Annotated in this window: 10 protein-coding genes, 4 tRNA genes and 1 rRNA gene; all 15 read right to left on the minus strand. The window is 61.7% G+C overall.

Annotated elements, in window-relative coordinates; translation table 11 throughout:
- Window positions 1-122 precede the first annotated feature (122 nt).
- A complete protein-coding gene (recQ, locus tag GQ57_RS20600; RefSeq protein ID WP_152603320.1) occupies window positions 123-1970 on the minus strand; it encodes a DNA helicase RecQ in 1848 nt (615 codons plus the stop codon).
- Window positions 1971-2285: 315 nt separating this feature from the next.
- Window positions 2286-6533: a DNA-directed RNA polymerase subunit beta' gene (gene rpoC, locus GQ57_RS20605; RefSeq protein ID WP_031400144.1), complete on the minus strand. Its 4248-nt coding sequence runs from the start codon at window positions 6531-6533 to the stop codon at window positions 2286-2288.
- Between the two features lie 21 nt (window positions 6534-6554).
- The gene (rpoB, locus tag GQ57_RS20610; RefSeq protein WP_031400145.1) at window positions 6555-10661 is read right to left on the minus strand and encodes a DNA-directed RNA polymerase subunit beta; all 4107 of its coding nucleotides are present in this window, start codon (window positions 10659-10661) and stop codon (window positions 6555-6557) included.
- Window positions 10662-11038: 377 nt separating this feature from the next.
- Window positions 11039-11413, minus strand: coding sequence for a 50S ribosomal protein L7/L12 (gene rplL / locus GQ57_RS20615; RefSeq protein ID WP_006477198.1), 375 nt, complete (start codon window positions 11411-11413; stop codon window positions 11039-11041).
- Between the two features lie 63 nt (window positions 11414-11476).
- Window positions 11477-11974: a 50S ribosomal protein L10 gene (gene rplJ / locus GQ57_RS20620; protein WP_031400146.1), complete on the minus strand. Its 498-nt coding sequence runs from the start codon at window positions 11972-11974 to the stop codon at window positions 11477-11479.
- A gap of 295 nt (window positions 11975-12269) precedes the next feature.
- Window positions 12270-12968: a 50S ribosomal protein L1 gene (gene rplA / locus GQ57_RS20625; RefSeq protein WP_006482906.1), complete on the minus strand. Its 699-nt coding sequence runs from the start codon at window positions 12966-12968 to the stop codon at window positions 12270-12272.
- Complete coding sequence (rplK, locus tag GQ57_RS20630) at window positions 12969-13400, minus strand: 50S ribosomal protein L11 (protein ID WP_006477201.1); 432 nt, start codon at window positions 13398-13400, stop codon at window positions 12969-12971.
- A gap of 141 nt (window positions 13401-13541) precedes the next feature.
- Window positions 13542-14099, minus strand: coding sequence for a transcription termination/antitermination protein NusG (gene nusG / locus GQ57_RS20635; protein ID WP_006400672.1), 558 nt, complete (start codon window positions 14097-14099; stop codon window positions 13542-13544).
- Between the two features lies 1 nt (window position 14100).
- Window positions 14101-14481: a preprotein translocase subunit SecE gene (secE, locus tag GQ57_RS20640; RefSeq protein ID WP_031400147.1), complete on the minus strand. Its 381-nt coding sequence runs from the start codon at window positions 14479-14481 to the stop codon at window positions 14101-14103.
- Between the two features lie 43 nt (window positions 14482-14524).
- Window positions 14525-14600, minus strand: a tRNA-Trp gene (locus tag GQ57_RS20645).
- Between the two features lie 59 nt (window positions 14601-14659).
- Window positions 14660-15850: an elongation factor Tu gene (gene tuf / locus GQ57_RS20650; protein ID WP_017333531.1), complete on the minus strand. Its 1191-nt coding sequence runs from the start codon at window positions 15848-15850 to the stop codon at window positions 14660-14662.
- Window positions 15851-15916: 66 nt separating this feature from the next.
- A tRNA-Thr gene (locus tag GQ57_RS20655) sits at window positions 15917-15991 on the minus strand.
- A gap of 24 nt (window positions 15992-16015) precedes the next feature.
- Window positions 16016-16089: transfer RNA gene (locus GQ57_RS20660), tRNA-Gly, on the minus strand.
- A gap of 42 nt (window positions 16090-16131) precedes the next feature.
- Window positions 16132-16217, minus strand: a tRNA-Tyr gene (locus tag GQ57_RS20665).
- A gap of 2013 nt (window positions 16218-18230) precedes the next feature.
- Window positions 18231-18319: ribosomal RNA gene (rrf, locus tag GQ57_RS44405) — 5S ribosomal RNA — on the minus strand; the annotation flags it as partial.

Raw genomic sequence — 18319 nt, forward strand, 5'->3', positions numbered from 1 at the left:
TGCGACTCGGCCCACCGAATACCGGAACCCAGCATGATATTCCGGAAATACCAACTAAGTCAACGGCTTGCGTGATTCGCCGGCCGGACGCGTGGTTTACCGGAAGGGTCGGAACGCCTGTGTCAGGCCGACTCGACGACGTCGATGATCTCGTCGCCGAAGCGCTCCAGCTTGCGCACCCCCATGCCGGGGATATGGCGCAGGTCGTCGATCGACTCCGGCGCGTTGCGTGCGATCTCGGCGAGCGTCGCGTCGTGGAAGATCACGTAGGCCGGCACGCCGTCCGTCTTCGCGGTTTCCGCGCGCCACGCGCGCAGCGCATCCCACCGGGCGCGCTCGCGCGCGCCCATGCCGGCCGTCGGATCGACGCGCGTACCGCTGCGGCTCGACGACTGGCGCGTGCGCTGCGGCTTCACGTAGCGACGCAGCGTGACCTTCTCCTCGTTCTTCAGCACGGGCTTCGCGGCTTCGGTCAGCACGAGCGCGCCGAAGCCCCCATGATCGACGGCCAGATAGCCGTACGCGACGAGCTGCCGGAAAATCGCGCGCCACTCGGGTTCCGACAGCGACGCGCCGATCCCGAACGTCGTCAGCTGGTCGTGGCCTCGTTGCAACACCTTCTCGGTGCGCCCGCCGCGCAGGATCTCGATCAGGTGGCTCGAGCCGAAATTGAAACCGCTTGCGCGCTGTGCGCGGAACACGCAGGACAGCGCCATCTGCGCCTCACGCGTCGCATCCCACGAATCAGGCGGCTCGAGGCACGTGTCGCAGTTGCCGCACGGCTTGCTCTCCTCGCCGAAGTAGTTCAGCAGCCGCACGCGGCGGCACGAGATCGTCTCGCACAGCCCGAGCAGCGCGTCCAGCTTCGACGTCTGGACGCGCTTGTGCGCGTCGTCCGCATCGGACTCGTCGATCATCTTGCGCTGCTGGACGACATCACCGAGGCCGTACGCCATCCACGCATTCGCGGGCATCCCGTCACGACCGGCGCGGCCCGTTTCCTGGTAGTAGCCTTCGACGCTCTTCGGCAAATCCAGGTGCGCGACGAAGCGCACGTCGGGTTTGTCGATGCCCATGCCGAACGCAATCGTCGCGCACATCACGATGCCTTCCTCGCGCTGGAACATTTCCTGGTGCTTCTGCCGCACCTCGAACTCCATCCCGGCGTGATACGGCAGCGCGCGCACGCCCTGCGCCTTCAGCCACTCGGCCGTTTCCTCGACCTTGCGGCGCGACAGGCAATACACGACACCCGCATCGGTCGTACCGTCGGCATTCGTGTGTTCGGCGCGGATGAAGTCGAGCAGCTGCGAACGTGCGTTGTCCTTCTCGACGATCCGGTAGCGGATGTTCGGGCGATCGAAGCTCGACACGAACACGCGTGCGTCGTCGAGCGCGAGGCGATGGATGATCTCGTCGCGCGTGATCGCGTCGGCCGTGGCGGTCAGCGCGACGCGCGGCACCGACGGGAACCGCTCGTGCAGCACCGACAGCTGAATGTATTCCGGGCGGAAATCGTGCCCCCATTGCGACACGCAGTGCGCTTCGTCGATCGCGAACAGGCCGATCTTCGCGCGCTCGAGCAGGTCGAGGAAGCGCCCCGTCATCAGCCGCTCGGGCGCCACGTACAGCAGGTCGATTTCGCCTTCGCGCAGCGCGCGCTCGGTTGCCGCCGCCTCGGCGCCCGACAGCGTCGAATTCAGGTAGGCCGCGCGCACGCCGACTTCGCTCAACGCGGCGACCTGGTCCTGCATCAGCGCGATCAGCGGCGACACGACGATGCCGGCGCCCTGCCCGGCCTCGCGGCGCAGCAACGCCGGGATCTGGTAGCACAGCGACTTGCCGCCGCCGGTCGGCATCAGCACGAGACAATCGCCGCCGCCGGCGACGTGCTCGACGATCTCACCCTGCTGGCCGCGAAAAGCGGGATAACCAAATACTTCGTCGAGGATTTCGAGGGCGCGGGACATGAAAGAGGACAGGGACGGCTGGACGATGACCGCAATTTTAACAACCCGCTCGCGCAACGCGTGGCGAATCGTGCGGTTTGGCCGATCGGCCAGGGTTCGTTCGCGCGCATGACGTGCCTGCAACGGCCTCGCTGCATGTGATTGCGATGCCTGCGGCGGCATGTGCGGCCTGGCGACGCATCGCTCGCAAGCGGCCTCGGCCGGCACTGCGCAAGCGCGTCATGCGCGTGAACGACGGATAAAAAAAACCGCCCGGCAGAACCGGGCGGTTTCGGTGACAGCGTGGTGAGGCGAGGCGGCTCGCGCCGCCCGCGCTTACTCGGCTGCCGGGTGCTGTTGCGGCTCTTCCGCGGCAGGCGCGCTCGGCGTGCCGAAGTCGAATGCCTCTTCCGCTGCGATCTGGTCGAAACGCTCGCGATCCGACGATTCCTTCGCCTTGCGTGCCTTGTGGAACGCGAGACCCGTACCGGCCGGAATCAGACGGCCGACGATCACGTTTTCCTTCAGGCCGCGCAGATCGTCGCGCTTGCCCATGATCGCCGCTTCGGTCAGCACGCGGGTCGTTTCCTGGAACGATGCCGCGGAGATGAACGAGTCGGTCGACAGCGATGCCTTCGTGATACCGAGCAGCACGTTGTCGTACGAAGCCGGACGCTTGTCCTCGGCGATCATGCGATCGTTCTCGTCCAGCATGTCGGAACGCTCGACCTGTTCGCCCGGGATGAAGCGCGTATCGCCGTTGTCGGTGATCTGCACACGACGCAGCATCTGGCGAACGATCACCTCGATGTGCTTGTCGTTGATCTTCACGCCCTGCAGACGATACACGTCCTGCACTTCGTCGACGATGTAGCGCGACAGCGCCTCGATACCCTGCAGACGCAGGATGTCGTGCGGATCGGCCGGACCGTCCACGATCATTTCGCCCTTGTTGACGACCTGGGCATCGTGAACCAGAACCTGCTTTTCCTTCGCGATCAGGAACTCGTGCTGGTTGCCCTCGAGATCCGTGATGACGAGACGCTGCTTGCCCTTCGTGTCCTTACCGAACGACGTCGTACCGGTGACTTCCGCGAGAATGCCGGCATCCTTCGGCGAACGCGCTTCGAACAGTTCCGCCACCCGCGGCAGACCGCCGGTAATGTCACGCGTCTTCTGCGCTTCCGTCGGGATACGTGCGAGCACTTCACCGACCTGCACCTGCTGACCATCCTTCACGGTGATCAGTGCGCCGACCTGGAAGCCGATCTGCACTGCGTGCTCCGTGCCCGGAATCTTCACTTCGTCGCCGTTCGCGTCGAGCAGCTTGACCTGCGGACGCACGCTCTTCGAAGCCTGCGAACCACGACGCTTCACGTCGATCACGACCAGCGTCGACAGGCCGGTCACGTCGTCGATCTGCTTCGCGACGGTCACGCCTTCCTCGACGTTCTCGAACTTCACCGTACCACCGTACTCGGTGATGATCGGACGCGTCAGCGGATCCCAGGTGGCGAGCTGCGTGCCAGCCTTGATCGTCACACCGTCGAGCTGCAGCAGCGTCGCGCCGTACGGCACTTTGTGACGCTCGCGCTCGCGACCGAAATCGTCGGTGATCATCGCTTCGCCCGAACGGGAAATGACGATCTGCTCGCCCTTCGCGTTCGTGACGTAACGCATCGTCGCCGTGAAGCGCACGATACCGTTGCTCTTCGCTTCGACCGACGAGGCCACTGCCGCACGCGATGCCGCACCACCGATGTGGAACGTACGCATCGTCAGCTGCGTGCCCGGTTCGCCGATCGACTGTGCCGCGATCACGCCGACTGCTTCGCCGACGTTCACGAGCGAGCCGCGGCCAAGGTCACGGCCGTAGCAGGCTGCGCACAGGCCGTAGCGCGTTTCGCAGGTCAGCGGCGTGCGCACGCGCACTTCGTCGATGCCCAGACGTTCGATTTCCTCGACCGCCGTTTCATCGAGCAGCGTGCCCGATTCGTACACCGTTTCCTGCGTTTCCGGGTTCACGACGTCCGCGACCGCAACGCGGCCGAGGATACGGTCACGCAGCGCTTCGACGACTTCACCGCCTTCGACCAGGGCCTTCATCGCCACGCCGTTCGACGTGCCGCAATCGTCTTCCACCACGACCAGATCCTGCGTGACGTCGACGAGACGACGCGTCAGGTAACCCGAGTTCGCGGTCTTCAGTGCCGTATCAGCCAGACCCTTACGTGCACCGTGGGTCGAGATGAAGTACTGCAACACGTTCAGACCTTCGCGGAAGTTCGCGGTAATCGGCGTCTCGATAATCGAGCCGTCCGGCTTCGCCATCAGGCCGCGCATACCGGCCAGCTGACGAATCTGAACCGCCGAACCCCGGGCGCCCGAGTCGGCCATCATGTAGATCGAGTTGAACGATTCCTGGCGCGTTTCCTTGCCGTCGCGGTCCGTCACCGGCTCCGTCGACAGCTGCTCCATCATCGCCTTGCCGACCGCTTCCGACGTTGCCGACCAGATGTCGACCACGTTGTTGTAGCGTTCCTGCGCGGTGACGAGACCCGACATGTACTGGCGGTCGTACTCCTTCACCTTCTTCGCGGCGTCGCCGACGATCGTTTCCTTCTGCGGCGGCACGAGCATGTCGTCCACGCAGATCGAAATGCCGGCGCGCGTCGCGAGACGGAAACCCGACTGCATCAGCTGGTCGGCGAACACCACCGTCGCGCGCAGACCGCACTTGCGGAACGCCGTGTTGATCAGGCGCGAGATTTCCTTCTTCTTCAGCGGCTTGTTCAGCACCGAGAACGGCAGGCCGTGCGGCAGGATCTCCGACAGGATCGCGCGGCCGACGGTCGTCGCGTACAGCGAGATCTTCGGCACGAATTCCGGCGCGCCTTCCGACGTGTCCTCGTTGCGGACCATTTCGGTGATCCGCACGTTGACGCGCGAGGCCAGCTCGACTTCCTTGTTCTCGTACGCGCGGATCGCTTCCGACACGCCCGTGAACGACAGGCCTTCGCCCTTGCCGTTGATCGCTTCGCGGGTCGCGTAGTACAGACCCAGCACGATATCCTGCGACGGCACGATCGACGGATCGCCGTTGGCCGGGAACAGCACGTTGTTCGACGCAAGCATCAGCGTGCGCGCTTCCATCTGCGCTTCGAGCGACAGCGGCACGTGAACGGCCATCTGGTCACCGTCGAAGTCGGCGTTGAACGCCGCGCAGACGAGCGGGTGCAGCTGGATTGCCTTGCCTTCGATCAGCACGGGCTCGAACGCCTGGATACCGAGACGGTGCAGCGTCGGCGCACGGTTCAGCATCACCGGGTGCTCGCGGATCACCTCTTCGAGGATGTCCCACACCACCGGCGTCTGGTTCTCGACTTCCTTCTTCGCCGCCTTGATGGTCGTCGCGACGCCCATCACTTCCAGCTTGTTGAAGATGAACGGCTTGAACAGCTCGAGCGCCATCAGCTTCGGCAGACCGCACTGGTGCAGCTTCAGCGTCGGGCCGACCACGATGACCGAACGGCCCGAGTAGTCGACGCGCTTGCCCAGCAGGTTCTGACGGAAACGGCCGCCCTTGCCCTTGATCATGTCGGCGAGCGACTTCAGCGGACGCTTGTTCGCGCCCGTCATCGCCTTGCCGCGACGACCGTTGTCGAGCAGCGAGTCGACGGCTTCCTGCAGCATCCGCTTTTCGTTGCGGACGATGATTTCAGGCGCCTTCAGCTCGAGCAGACGCTTCAACCGGTTGTTACGGTTGATCACGCGGCGATACAGGTCGTTCAGGTCCGACGTCGCGAAACGGCCGCCGTCCAGCGGCACGAGCGGACGCAGTTCCGGCGGCAGCACCGGCAGCACTTCGAGGATCATCCACTCGGGCTTGATGCCCGAGCGCTGGAATGCCTCGAGGACCTTCAGGCGCTTCGCGTACTTCTTGATCTTCGCTTCCGAGCCGGTGTTCTTCAGCTCGGTGCGCAGCGTCTCGACCTGCTCGTCGATGTTGATCGCGCGCAGCAGTTCACGCACGCCTTCCGCGCCCATTTCGGCACGGAATTCGTCGCCGTATTCCTCGACCTTGTTGTAGTAATCCTCCTCGGTCATGATCTGCCGCGCCTTCAGCGGCGTCATGCCCGGTTCGATCACCACGTACGCTTCGAAGTACAGCACGCGTTCGATGTCGCGCAGCGTCATGTCGAGCACCATGCCCAGACGCGACGGCAGCGACTTCAGGAACCAGATGTGCGCGACCGGCGAGGCCAGCTCGATGTGGCCCATGCGCTCGCGACGCACCTTCGCCAGCGTCACTTCGACGCCGCACTTCTCGCAGATCACGCCGCGGTGCTTCAGGCGCTTGTACTTGCCGCACAGGCACTCGTAGTCCTTGATCGGCCCGAAGATCTTCGCGCAGAAGAGACCATCACGTTCCGGCTTGAACGTACGGTAGTTGATGGTCTCCGGCTTCTTCACCTCGCCGAACGACCACGAACGGATCTTGTCAGGCGAAGCCAGACCGATCTTGATCGCGTCGAAAACTTCTTCCTGTTGGACTTGCTTGAATAGATCGAGCAGAGCTTTCATTGCTTTCTCTCCGTAGTCCGATTAATTGCGGTCGAGATCGATATCGATACCGAGCGAGCGGATTTCCTTCACGAGCACGTTGAAGGATTCCGGCATGCCTGCATCGATCACGTGATCGCCCTTGACCAGGTTCTCATAGACCTTGGTCCGGCCGTTCACGTCGTCCGACTTCACCGTCAGCATTTCCTGCAGCACGTAGGACGCGCCGTACGCTTCGAGTGCCCACACTTCCATTTCACCGAAACGCTGGCCACCGAACTGCGCCTTACCACCCAGCGGCTGCTGCGTGACGAGCGAGTACGGGCCGGTCGAACGCGCGTGCATCTTGTCGTCGACCAAGTGGTGCAGCTTCAGGTAGTGCATGTAGCCGAGCGTCACGCGACGTTCGAACATTTCACCCGTGCGGCCGTCGTACAGACGGACCTGGTTCTTCGACGGGTTCATGCCGAGCTGTTCAGCGATGTCGTCCGGGAACGCGAGGTCGAGCATCTTGCCCATTTCTTCCTCGGTCGCACCGTCGAACACCGGCGTTGCGAACGGCACGCCTTCGCGCAGGTTCTTCGCGAGTTCGAGGATCTCGTCGTCGGTGAAGCTTTCCAGATCTTCCTGGCGGCCCGAGTCGTTGTAGATCTTCGTCAGGAACACGCGCATTTCCTCGATCTTCGCCTGACGCTGCAGCATTTCGCCGATACGCCAGCCGAGGCCCTTAGCGGCCCAGCCGAGGTGCACTTCCAGAACCTGACCCACGTTCATCCGCGACGGAACGCCCAGCGGGTTCAGCACGACGTCTGCCGGACGGCCGTCGGCCATGTACGGCATGTCTTCGATCGGGACGATCTTCGACACGACACCCTTGTTACCGTGACGGCCTGCCATCTTGTCGCCAGGCTGCAGGCGACGCTTGACCGCGAGGTACACCTTGACCATCTTCAGCACGCCCGGCGGCAGTTCGTCGCCTTGCGTGAGCTTCTTGCGCTTCTCTTCGAACGCGAGGTCGAACTGGTGACGCTTCTCTTCGATCGAGTTCTTGATCGCTTCGAGCTGCGCCGCTGCTTCGTCGTCCGCGAGGCGGATGTCGAACCAGTGGTAGTGGTCGAGGTCTTCCAGGTAAGCCTGGTCGATCTTCGTACCCTTCGCGAGCTTCTTCGGACCGCCGTTCGCGACCTTGCCCACGAGCATGCGCGCGAGACGCTGGAACGCGTCGCCTTCCACGATGCGCAGCTGGTCGTTCAGGTCGAGACGGTAACGCTTCAGTTCGTCGTCGATGATCTGTTGCGCGCGCTTGTCGCGCTGGATGCCTTCACGCGTGAACACCTGGACGTCGATCACGGTACCGCTCATGCCCGACGGCACGCGCAGCGACGTGTCCTTCACGTCCGAAGCCTTCTCGCCGAAGATCGCGCGCAGCAGCTTCTCTTCCGGCGTCAGCTGGGTCTCGCCCTTCGGCGTGACCTTGCCGACCAGCACGTCGCCCGCTTCGACTTCCGCACCGATGTACACGATGCCCGATTCGTCGAGACGGCCGAGCTGGACTTCCGCCAGGTTCGAGATGTCGCGCGTGATTTCTTCCGGCCCGAGCTTCGTGTCGCGTGCAACGACGTTCAGCTCTTCGATGTGGATCGACGTATAGCGATCGTCCGCAACCACCTTCTCCGAGATCAGGATCGAATCTTCGAAGTTGTAGCCGTTCCACGGCATGAACGCGATCAGCATGTTCTGGCCGAGCGCGAGCTCGCCCAGGTCCGTCGAGGCGCCGTCGGCCAGCACGTCGCCGCGCGAGACCTTGTCGCCCATCTTCACGATCGGACGCTGGTTGATGTTCGTGTTCTGGTTCGAACGCGTGTACTTGATCAGGTTGTAGATGTCGACACCGACTTCACCCGCGACCGCTTCGTCGTCGTTCACGCGAATCACGATACGGCCTGCATCGACATAGTCGACGACGCCGCCGCGGAACGCCTGGACCGTCGTACCCGAGTCGACCGCGCAGGTGCGCTCGATGCCCGTACCGACGACCGGCTTTTCCGGACGCAGACACGGCACGGCCTGACGCTGCATGTTCGAGCCCATCAGTGCACGGTTCGCATCGTCGTGCTCGAGGAACGGGATCAGCGAGGCTGCCACCGACACGATCTGCGACGGCGCGACGTCCATGTACTGGATGCGGTCCGGCGTGACCATCATCGTTTCGCCCGCTTCACGCGACGACACGAGTTCGTCGATCAGCGTGCCGCTCTCGTCGATCGCGGCGTTTGCCTGCGCGATCATGTAGCGGCCTTCCTCGATCGCCGACAGATAGTCGATCTGGTCGGTCACCTTGCTGTCCACGACCTTGCGGTACGGCGTCTCGAGGAAGCCGTATTCGTTCAGGTGCGCGTACAGTGCGAGCGAGTTGATCAGGCCGATGTTCGGACCTTCCGGCGTTTCGATCGGGCACACGCGGCCGTAGTGGGTCGGGTGCACGTCGCGGACTTCGAAGCCTGCGCGCTCACGCGTCAGACCGCCCGGGCCCAGTGCGGAAACACGGCGCTTGTGCGTGATTTCCGACAGCGGGTTGGTCTGGTCCATGAACTGCGACAGCTGCGACGAACCGAAGAACTCGCGGATCGCCGACGAAATCGGCTTCGAGTTGATCAGGTCGTGCGGCATCAGGTTTTCGCTTTCGGCCTGGCCGAGGCGTTCCTTGACCGCGCGCTCGACACGCACGAGACCTGCGCGGAACTGGTTTTCCGCCAGTTCGCCGACGCAACGCACGCGACGGTTGCCGAGGTGGTCGATATCGTCCACTTCGCCCTTGCCGTTGCGCAGCTCGACGAGGATCTTGATGGTCGCGAGGATGTCGTCGTCCTGCAGCGTCATCGGGCCGGTGATCTCGTCACGGCTGACGCGGCGGTTGAACTTCATGCGGCCGACCTTCGACAGGTCGTACGCTTCTTCGCTGTAGAACAGACGGTTGAACAATGCCTCGACCGCTTCTTCGGTCGGCGGCTCGCCCGGACGCATCATGCGGTAGATCGCGATGCGCGCGGCCGTCTTGTCGGTCGTTTCGTCGACACGCAGCGTCGACGAAATGTACGGGCCCTGGTCCAGGTCGTTCGTGTAGAGCGTCTGGATGTCCTTGATGCCCGCTTCGCGCAGCTTCTCGAGCACGCTTTCCGTGACTTCGTCGTTCGCGCTCGCGATCACTTCGCCGGTGTCGCCGTCGACGACGTTCTTCGCCAGCACGCGGCCGAGCAGATAGTCTTCCGGCACCGAGATGTACTTGGTCTTCGCGGCTTCGAGGTCGCGAATGTGCTTCGCGTTGATCCGCTTGTCCTTCTGGACGATGACCTTGCCGTCGCGATCCGTGATGTCGAAACGCGCGACTTCACCGCGCAGGCGCTCCGGCACGAACTCGAGTTGCGCGCCTTCGTCCATCAGCGTGAAGTTGTCGAACACGAAGAAGTTCGCGAGGATCTGTTCCGGCGTCAGGCCGATGGCCTTCAGCAGGATCGTGACCGGCATCTTGCGGCGACGGTCGACGCGGAAGTACAGGATGTCCTTCGGGTCGAATTCGAAGTCGAGCCACGAGCCGCGGTACGGAATGATCCGCGCCGAGAACAGCAGCTTGCCCGAGCTGTGCGTCTTGCCCTTGTCGTGTTCGAAGAACACGCCCGGCGAACGGTGCAGCTGCGAGACGATGACACGCTCGGTGCCGTTGATGACGAACGAGCCCGTCGGCGTCATGAGCGGAATTTCGCCCATGTACACTTCCTGCTCCTTCACTTCCTTGACGACCGGCTTGTTCGGCGATTCCTTGTCGAGAATGACGAGGCGGACCTTCGCGCGCAGCGCGGAGCAGTACGTCAGGCCGCGCTGCTGGCATTCCTTGATGTTGAATGCCGGCGCGGACAGCGCATAGCTCACGAACTCGAGGCGCGCGAAGCCGTTGTGCGAAACAATGGGAAATACCGATGTGAAGGCTGCCTGCAAACCTTCAGGCTTGCGTTGCGTCGCCGGCACATCAGCTTGCAGAAACGTGCTGAATGATTCAAGCTGGGTAGCCAGCAAGAACGGAACTTGGTGAACGATGGGGCGCTTCGCGAAACTCTTGCGAATGCGCTTCTTCTCGGTGAAGGAATATTGCATACGATCTCCGAATCACGGCGGGTGCTATCGAGGCGGAATACCTGGACGTTTCAAACCCGAGTGTTCACCGACTGAGACCCGATGGCCGTCCGACGGCTTGAACGAGCCGAGAAGCTTGGTGGTTGGCCGCTACCAACCGCTGGCTGACGGCAGCGGATGCCTGTGTTGCCCGCTACCCGACCAAACTTGCCTTCTGCAGTCGCTTCAGAAGACAAAGAGAACCGCCAATCGTGACCAATGACAACGATCAGGCGGTTTTCTTTGGCTTCTGGGGCCGATTATTCGGGCTCCCGAATGAGTGCCAGAATAACGTCCCCACAAAGCACAAAAAGGCCGGCGGTGAAAATACCGCCAGCCTTCGCACAGCGCGCCGAAACTTACTTGACTTCGACCTTCGCGCCTGCTTCTTCCAGCTTCTTCTTGGCTTCTTCAGCAGCAGCCTTGTCGACGCCTTCCTTGACGGGCTTCGGTGCACCGTCAACCAGGTCCTTCGCTTCCTTCAGGCCCAGGCCCGTCAGTTCGCGAACGGCCTTGATGACCGAAACCTTGTTGGCGCCGGCTTCAGCCAGGACGACCGTGAATTCGGTCTTCTCTTCTGCAGCAGCAGCAGCGCCGCCGCCTGCCGGGCCAGCGACTGCCACTGCAGCTGCCGACACGCCAAACTTCTCTTCGAACGCCTTGACCAGTTCGTTCAGTTCCAGAACGGTCATCCCTTCGACTGCTGCCAGGATGTCTTCTTTTGCGATTGCCATTTGAAATACTCCTAAATTGAATTCGGATACAGCCAGCGATCAGTAACGCTGATGCACGTTCGCTTACGCAGCTTCCGCTTGCTTCTTCTCGGCCAGCGCGGCCAGAGCGCGCGCGAAGCCCGAAACAGGCGATTGCATAACGAACAGCAGCTTCGAGAGCAGTTCTTCGCGGCTCGGGATGCTTGCCAGCGCTTGCACGCCAGCCTTGTCCATCACCTTGCCATCGAACGAACCAGCCTTGATGATCAGCTTGTCATTGCTCTTGCTGAAGTCGTTCACGACCTTAGCAGCGGCAATTGCATCTTCCGAGATGCCGTAGATCAGCGGGCCAGTCATCTGCTCTGCCAGCGGAGCAAACGGCGTACCTTCGACGGCGCGACGCGCCAGCGTGTTCTTCAACACGCGCAGGTAAACCTTTTGCTCACGCGCTTGCGCGCGCAGCTTGGTCAGATCGCCAACCGCAATTCCACGATACTCAGCCAGCACAACGGTCTGGGCCTTCGCGACTTGCGCGGAAACCTCAGCTACGACGGCTTGCTTGTCTTCTCTATTAAGCGGCACGGTTAGCCTCCAGAAACGATACGTTCGGCATGAACCTCACGTACCTCGTTCAACAACGGCGTCCGACCTCGTTAGGAGTATTTCCACCTCACGCCGCGAATCGCTTCACGGCCTGCGGCTTCACCACTGCAAAACTTTTTCGGGTTCGCCATCTGCGTTGGCTTGAATTAAGGGGATCACCCGACTGCTGCGCCCCACCAACGGTCTTTGATAACCGGTTGCTCGCCCTGCTGCACGAACAACCGCCCAAAGCCCATGTAGGCCGCTTCGCGAACGAAGCGGCCCGAATACTTGCTTACTGCGCTGCCAGCGTAGCCTGGTCGACACGCACGCCGACGCCCATCGTGCTCGACAGTGCGATCTTGCGCAGGTACACGCCCTTGCTCGTTGCCGGCTTTGCCTTCTGCAGCGCTTCGATCAGCGCCGACAGGTTCGAACGCAGCGCGGTCGGCTCGAACGATGCACGGCCGATGGTCGCGTGGATGATACCGGCCTTGTCGACACGGAATTGCACCTGACCAGCCTTCGCGTTCTTGACGGCGGTTGCGACGTCCGGCGTGACCGTACCGACCTTCGGGTTCGGCATCAGGCCGCGCGGGCCGAGGATCTGGCCGAGCGTACCGACGATACGCATCGTGTCCGGCGAAGCGATCACGATGTCGAAGTCCATCTGGCCAGCCTTGATCTGCTCTGCCAGGTCTTCCATACCGACGATTTCCGCGCCTGCTGCACGAGCCTGCTCGGCCTTTTCGCCTTGCGCGAACACGGCAACGCGAACCGACTTGCCCGTACCTGCCGGCAGAACGACCGAACCACGAACGACCTGGTCCGACTTCTTCGCATCGATGCCGAGCTGAACAGCAACGTCGATCGACTCGTCGAACTTCGCGCTCGCGCATTCCTTCACGAGGCTCAGTGCGTCTTCGATCGCGTACAGCTTCTGACGATCGACCTTGGCGGCAAATGCCTGACGGCGCTTGGAGATCTTAGCCATTTACACGCCCTCCACAGTGATGCCCATCGAGCGTGCGCTACCAGCGATGGTGCGAACGGCTGCGTCCAGATCAGCTGCCGTAAGGTCCGGCATCTTGGTCTTCGCGATTTCTTCGGCTTGAGCGCGCGTGATCGAACCGACCTTGTCGGTGTGCGGCTTGCTCGAGCCCTTGTCCACCTTCGCCGCCTTCTTGATCAGGACGGTCGCCGGCGGCGTCTTCATCACGAACGTGAAGCTCTTGTCAGCGAATGCCGTGATGACCACCGGCACCGGCAGACCCGGCTCCATGCCTTGAGTCTGCGCGTTGAACGCCTTGCAGAACTCCATGATGTTCAGGCCGCGCTGGCCCAGTGCCGGACCGACCGGCGGCGACGGGTTGGCTTTACCTGCAGGGATCTGCAGCTTGATAAAGCCGATAATCTTCTTTGCCATTTGTGAACCTCATTGGAACGCCGGAGGGGCGTTCGGTGAGTAATAACGCGCTTTCGCCGCTGGCTACTGACGCTCCTCAACGGCCATGACGCGGGCCGTAAGCGCGAAGGTGGGCAGCCGAGGCTGCCCACCGAATCGGGATCAAACTTTTTCGACCTGGCCGAATTCGAGTTCGACCGGGGTTGATCGGCCAAAGATGGTGACCGACACACGCACGCGCGATTTTTCGTAGTTGACTTCTTCGACAGTGCCGTTGAAGTCCGTGAACGGGCCTTCCTTGACACGCACCATCTCGCCGACTTCGAACAGGGTCTTCGGGCGTGGCTTTTCGACGCCTTCCTGCATCTGCGACATGATCTTCTCGACTTCCTTCGGGGAAATCGGGGTCGGGCGGTTACGCGCACCGCCGACGAAACCGGTGACCTTCGCGGTGTTCTTCACGAGGTGCCACGTTTCGTCCGTCATTTCCATTTCCACCAGCACGTAGCCGGGGAAGAAACGACGCTCGGTTACAGCCTTGTGGCCGCCCTTGACTTCGACCACTTCTTCGGTCGGAACCAGGATCTGACCGAATTTGTCCTGCATGCCAGCACGTTCAATGCGCTCCTGAAGCGCACGTTGCACGCTCTTCTCCATACCGGAGTAGGCGTGCACGACGTACCAACGCTTTCCGCTCGGGGATGCCGGAGTATCGCTCATATCATTTCCAACCCAGAATCGCCGAGAAAATCACCCATTCGATCGATTTGTCACTCAACCAGAGGAAAATCGCCATCACGAGCACGAAACCGAACACGACGAGTGTGGTTTGCGTTGCTTCCTTGCGGGTGGGCCAAACGACCTTCCGGACTTCCTTGTACGAATCCTTGGCAAATGCGATGAGGCTCTTGCCAGGTGCGGACATCAGCCCGACGGCCACGCCGGCGATGAGACCTACCGCCAACGCGGCACCGCGGACATACCACTGCTGATTACCCAGCCAGAAGAAGCCCACGAATCCGGCCAAGACCAGCAATACGCCCAGGGCCAGCATCAGCTTATCGCCGGAGGTATTTACAGTTTCGACGGATGGATTCGCCATAACACCTTAAAACAAATGCCACGTAGGACACGTGGCTATTTTTTGGCAGGGGCAGAGGGAATCGAACCCCCAACCTTCGGTTTTGGAGACCGACGCTCTGCCAGTTGAGCTATACCCCTAAACCATGTTGGGGCCGGCTGTTGCCAGCCCCAAAACTGTCGATCAACGAATAACTGGCTTACTCGATGATCTTGGCGACGACGCCGGCGCCGACCGTGCGGCCGCCTTCGCGGATTGCGAAGCGCAGACCTTCTTCCATCGCGATCGGAGCGATCAGCTTCACCGTGATCGACACGTTGTCGCCCGGCATCACCATTTCCTTGTCCTTCGGCAGCTCGATCGAGCCCGTCACGTCCGTCGTACGGAAGTAGAACTGCGGACGGTAGTTGTTGAAGAACGGCGTGTGACGGCCGCCTTCGTCCTTGCTCAGCACGTACACTTCAGCCGTGAAGTGCGTGTGCGGCGTGATCGAACCCGGCTTCGCCAGAACCTGGCCACGCTCCACGTCTTCACGCTTCGTGCCGCGCAGCAGGATACCGACGTTGTCGCCCGCTTGACCTTGGTCCAGCAGCTTGCGGAACATTTCCACGCCCGTGCAGGTCGTCTTCACCGTCGGCTTGATACCGACGATTTCGATTTCCTCGCCGACCTTGACGATGCCGCGCTCGACGCGACCCGTCACCACCGTGCCACGACCCGAGATCGAGAACACGTCTTCCACCGGCATCAGGAATGCGCCGTCAACTGCGCGCTCCGGCGTCGGGATGTACGTGTCCAGCGCGTCCGCCAGGTTCATGATCGCCACTTCGCCCAGCTCGCCCGTGTCGCCTTCCAGCGCCAGCTTGGCCGAACCCTTCACGATCGGCGTGTCGTCGCCCGGGAAGTCGTACTTCGACAGGAGTTCGCGAACTTCCATCTCGACCAGCTCGAGCAGTTCAGCGTCGTCCACCATGTCGCACTTGTTCAGGAACACGATGATGTACGGAACGCCAACCTGACGCGCCAGCAGGATGTGCTCACGCGTTTGCGGCATCGGGCCGTCTGCTGCCGAGCAAACCAGGATCGCGCCGTCCATCTGCGCTGCGCCCGTGATCATGTTCTTCACATAGTCAGCGTGGCCCGGGCAGTCGACGTGTGCGTAGTGGCGGTTAGCCGTTTCGTACTCGACGTGTGCCGTGTTGATCGTGATGCCGCGCGCCTTTTCTTCCGGTGCCGCGTCGATCTGGTCGTATGCCTTCGCTTCGCCGCCGAACTTCTTCGTCAGAACCGTCGTGATCGCTGCCGTCAGCGTCGTCTTGCCGTGGTCAACGTGACCAATCGTACCAACGTTCACGTGCGGCTTGGTCCGCTCGAATTTACCCTTGGCCATTTTCGACTCCCAAAAGGAATTTCACAGGTTGCGCCGCGCGCAAACAAGACACTGACTTTTTACTGCTGGTGCCCATGGGCAGGATCGAACTGCCGACCTCTCCCTTACCAAGGGAGTGCTCTACCACTGAGCCACATGGGCGCTTAAAGCTTCAACTTAGCGGTCTGGAGCGGGTGAAGGGAATCGAACCCTCGTCGTAAGCTTGGAAGGCTTCTGCTCTACCATTGAGCTACACCCGCACGGGCCACTAACGATTCCTGCCGCTCACTGCGCTGATATTCTGGTGGAGGAGGTTGGATTCGAACCAACGTAGGCGTAAGCCAACAGATTTACAGTCTGCCCCCTTTAGCCACTCGGGCACCCCTCCGTAGAGAACTGACGATTATGGGGGTGCATCGCACACCTGTCAAGCACATCCGGAAGATTATTTGCATTCTCTTCCCGACACCTGCCTTACCGCCGATTCTCGCGTCGCCCGGCTAAGGCGATGCTACTGATCGACACACATCCTCGTCAGACTCCGTTTTCAGCACCGACCTGGATCTTTGCTAAAAACGAAAGACCGCCATCATACGACCTCTTGAGCAGAATGCCAAGCGGGTAGATGCAAAAAATTTTGCAACTTTCGTGCCGGAGGGCTTCGGCGGCCCGCTTTTCGATATTGCGAGCCTCCACATTCGATGTCATTACGCTTCCCGCGGGCAATCTGCGCGGCAAGCTTCCCGTCGCTTTTCTGTGGTAGCGCCGGATACCCGGACAAGGCCTCCCGGCAGGATGCTCTAGCGATGGGACCTTGCCAAGCCGGCTTCAACGACAGACTCGATACCCCCTGGGCTACCGCCCACCTCCAGCCTGGATCCTCATGCGCTCGCCAACCCCTGCGAAGGCATTCGACGCTTTGAGTGCCCACACTCTGCCCGACAGATACCCGGGCGCCACTCGAGCATGATCGCGGATATTCCATTCTCCCGCTGCACCGAGCCCTGATGACGTTGCGCCCCAACCATATCGACTACTGCACGTACATGATTGAGGCTACCCCTTGACGCCGGCTGTCGCGGCTCTTTACGTGGCGCCGCGACTGCGCCGCCGCCGCCGGCCTGCCCTGGATTCGGCCTCCGATGCGCGCGGCCGCCCAGCGACGATAGCGCCCCTTCCTGTCGCCGCTACCAACGGCTATGACGGGCCGCAGGGTGAATCTTGTAGCTCAACCGGTTTCGCCGCACTCCCGCACGCTCTCGGCGACGACAGACATTAACGCCCCAGGCCAACCCCCTTTAGCTCGCCAAGGCTTCGTCGCGAAGGGCTGTGGTCCGCACCCACACTATCGAGTTGCCAGAAGCCATTCGCGGCCTGCGTCGAAGCGACTTAGCGCCGCAAATCCGGCTGGCAAACGTGACGCCACCGAGTGACCTGCCCGATCCCCAACCTCGCTCAGTTGGATACCATTACCTACGAGACTGGACTCCGGGCCAACGCACCTCTCGTCGCGTCCCTCAGACAACAGTGAGCCGATATTCGGCACATACGCCCGACCCACCGTTCGCTACCTGGTGGTGCCAATGCCCTCTGGAACACCACACACCAGCTTGGCCTCTGCGCCCACGCTCCGAGCACTTAGCCGACTACGCCCCCTCTTTCAGCCCGGAACAACTCAAATCAAAATATGCCACGTTAGATGAAGAATCTCGCTTGATAGCAGCACAATGAACTCCATAATGCATTTCCGTCGCTCGCACTTGACTGACATTAGCCGTTTGGAATTTGCAACGAGAATTCGACGATCGCCGGATATATCTCACGGGATCCTATGGTCAAGTTGGCGCCCCGGACGACGACTTATACCGCGAGACATGCCTGACGGCGCGAGTGACGATTGGGACTTTTAGCGCGGGACGCCGCTCAATGCGCCGATGATGGAGTGCGATAGCCCCGCTCAAACGTTGGCGATACACGCCGGGCCGTATCCAGCGGCGATCAAATCTAGGGCGGGATGCCGCCAGATAGTCAGCGCGTCGGCTGACCTGGCGGCAATCGCAACAGACGGTGGATGACTTTCTCGATGTCACCCGCAGCCAGCGGCAGTTACCGAGGCTTGGCTGCCGTGTTCGGCGCCGTCGCGCTCTCGCTAGCCCTCGATGAATCGACGGTAGCTGGGCGTTGGCCCGGGGCCAATCGAGAGGGCTGTGGGGCGCGCCTCAGAAGATTTCAGCGGTACAGAGAGCTGCGGACGATCGGCACGCTATAGATCTGAATGACTTGGCCTACGTCGGCCGGATACGCTGAAGGAAGCACACTGCCTGATCCGGCTTCACTCGCATTTCCGCCGCTGAAATGCAAAAACCCCCGCCTTGTCGGGCGGGGGTTTCTGGCTTAGGGAGCCTGACGATTACCTACTTTCACACGGGAATCCGCACTATCATCGGCGTAGAGTCGTTTCACGGTCCTGTTCGGGATGGGAAGGGGTGG

It is taken from the genome of Burkholderia sp. MSh2, assembly GCF_000731655.1.
Classification (GTDB): Bacteria; Pseudomonadota; Gammaproteobacteria; order Burkholderiales; family Burkholderiaceae; genus Burkholderia; species Burkholderia paludis.

Coding starts and splice junctions, on each gene's coding strand:
- rplA (WP_006482906.1), bottom strand. CDS start 12,968: ATGGCTAAGATCTCCAAGCGCCGTCAGGCATTTGCCGCCAAGGTCGAT.
- rpoB (WP_031400145.1), bottom strand. CDS start 10,661: ATGCAATATTCCTTCACCGAGAAGAAGCGCATTCGCAAGAGTTTCGCG.
- rplL (WP_006477198.1), bottom strand. CDS start 11,413: ATGGCAATCGCAAAAGAAGACATCCTGGCAGCAGTCGAAGGGATGACC.
- rplK (WP_006477201.1), bottom strand. CDS start 13,400: ATGGCAAAGAAGATTATCGGCTTTATCAAGCTGCAGATCCCTGCAGGT.
- nusG (WP_006400672.1), bottom strand. CDS start 14,099: ATGAGCGATACTCCGGCATCCCCGAGCGGAAAGCGTTGGTACGTCGTG.
- rpoC (WP_031400144.1), bottom strand. CDS start 6,533: ATGAAAGCTCTGCTCGATCTATTCAAGCAAGTCCAACAGGAAGAAGTT.
- secE (WP_031400147.1), bottom strand. CDS start 14,481: ATGGCGAATCCATCCGTCGAAACTGTAAATACCTCCGGCGATAAGCTG.
- recQ (WP_152603320.1), bottom strand. CDS start 1,970: ATGTCCCGCGCCCTCGAAATCCTCGACGAAGTATTTGGTTATCCCGCT.
- tuf (WP_017333531.1), bottom strand. CDS start 15,850: ATGGCCAAGGGTAAATTCGAGCGGACCAAGCCGCACGTGAACGTTGGT.